At 68.0% G+C, this 1,667-nt stretch carries 2 protein-coding genes; both read right to left on the bottom strand.

Annotated elements, in window-relative coordinates; all coding sequences use genetic code 11:
* Nucleotides 1-81 precede the first annotated feature (81 nt).
* A complete protein-coding gene (locus AB4Y84_RS21030) occupies nt 82-879 on the bottom strand; it encodes a siderophore-interacting protein (RefSeq protein WP_442244706.1) in 798 nt (265 codons plus the stop codon).
* A gap of 60 nt (nt 880-939) precedes the next feature.
* The gene (locus AB4Y84_RS21025) at nt 940-1,500 is read right to left on the bottom strand and encodes a PadR family transcriptional regulator (RefSeq protein WP_442244707.1); all 561 of its coding nucleotides are present in this window, start codon (nt 1,498-1,500) and stop codon (nt 940-942) included.
* Nucleotides 1,501-1,667 lie beyond the last annotated feature (167 nt).

The raw sequence follows: 1,667 nt of genomic DNA, 5'->3' as shown, positions 1-1,667 counted from the left end.
GGTCATGAGGTTGCCGGCCAGCGGCCGGCACTACCCGTAGAAGAGCGTGCGGACCAACGGTCCGCACCTACCGTTTTGCGGTCAATCGCCGTCCTGTTCGTCCGGGTGCGCCTTCCAGTAACCGGTCGAGCGGATCCAGTCGCGCGGCACGCCCAGGTGCCCTTCAATGAACTTGCGCATCATCCGTGCGCGGCGCGATTCGGTGGCGATCCAGTAGAACGCATCGCCGTCCGGGGCCTCGAAATCGGTCAGCATGTCTTCCAGCAGCGTGCTGCTGGTCGCCGGGAAGCCATTGCGCTCCAGCCAGTGGATGCGCACGTTCTCGTACTGCGGCAGGTCCTGGCGCTCGTCCTCGTCGGCCACTTCGATGTACGCCTGCACCTGCGCGCCCTCGGGCAGCACGTCCAGCCAGCGGGCGATGGCCGGCAGTGCGGTTTCATCGCCAATCAGCACATAGGCGTCGTAGCTGTCGGCCACCACGAACGAACCGCGCGGACCGCCGATCACCAGCGTGTCGCCGGCCTGTGCGCGCTCGGCCCACGGCCCGGCAATGCCCTGGTCGTGCAGCACGAAGTCGATGGCCAGTTCGCCGGCTTCGTGGTCCCACCAGCGCGGGGTGTAGTCGCGTGCCGGCGACGGCTGCTTGCCTTCCGGATAGCTGCGGCCTTCGGCGGTCAGCACCGGCAGCACCATCTCGCCGCTGGCGTTGGGGAAGAACAGCTTGATGTGGTCGTCGGCGCCGGGCGAATCGAAGCCGGCCAGGTCGTCGCCGCCCAGCACGATGCGGCGCATGTGCGGGGTGACGGTCTCGGTGCGCAGCACCGTCAGTTCACGGAAGCGCACATCCAGGCGCAGGCGCGAGTTGTGATGTTCGGTCATGGGGGTACCTGTCAGAAGGTCGCGCGGGGGCGCGCGGCATGAGGGGAGACCTGGCTGGATTCAGTCTGGCTGGGTCGTTGAAAAGGGAGAGGACACGTTGCTGGCCTGGCCATTCATCAGCGCCGACGCGTGCGACAGCAGCGCGGCCACCTGCTCGGCTTCGCCGTCGGCCCAGCGCCCGTGGTGGTGCACCAGCGCCAGCTTGAACTCGCGCAGCGCAGCGGCCAGCGGCGCCGGCAACGAGGCCTTGGTGATCTCGCGGGCGCGGTCGAACGCGCGTCGCTGCGCCAACCGCACCTGGGTGCGCTGCACCTTCAGCTCGAACTCGCCGGCAGTGGTGATGCGGAACACACGGCGGCCGTCCACCTCTTCCGACGCCACCCAGCCGGCCTGCTCGAAGCTGGCCAGCAGCGGGTACATGGTGCCCGCGCTGGGGGTGTAGGCCTGCATGAACATGGTGCTGATGTGCTGCATCAACTCGTAGCCGTGGCGCGGCTGCTCGCCGATCAGTGCCAGCACCAGCAGGCGCAGGTCGCCACGGCTGAGCACGCGCGGCTGGCCGTTGCGGCGGGGTACCGCGGCATCGTCGGTGCGGTTCCTGGGGGAGGGGGATCGGCCCATTTCGATATATCGGTAACGTGTGCCGCAAACGATATATCGATAAGCCGGGCCCGACAAGCATGGTTTCGGCCACAACGCTTGCCAGATCGGGCCACGCAGCCAGGTACCGCAAGGGATCAGGGCAGGGTTGCGTGGGGCGCAAGCCACCGTTGCGCGGCCCGACATCC

This window comes from Stenotrophomonas sp. 2YAF22, assembly GCF_052114665.1.
Lineage (GTDB): Bacteria > Pseudomonadota > Gammaproteobacteria > Xanthomonadales > Xanthomonadaceae > Stenotrophomonas > Stenotrophomonas indicatrix.
The sequence above is the reverse complement of the archived record's forward strand: the minus strand, read 5'-3'. Positions and strand labels throughout refer to the sequence as shown.

What these genes read in the sequence shown, in the direction of transcription:
- AB4Y84_RS21025 (WP_442244707.1), bottom strand. Translation starts at nt 1,500, where the DNA reads ATGGGCCGATCCCCCTCCCCCAGGAACCGCACCGACGATGCCGCGGTA.
- AB4Y84_RS21030 (WP_442244706.1), bottom strand. Translation starts at nt 879, where the DNA reads ATGACCGAACATCACAACTCGCGCCTGCGCCTGGATGTGCGCTTCCGT.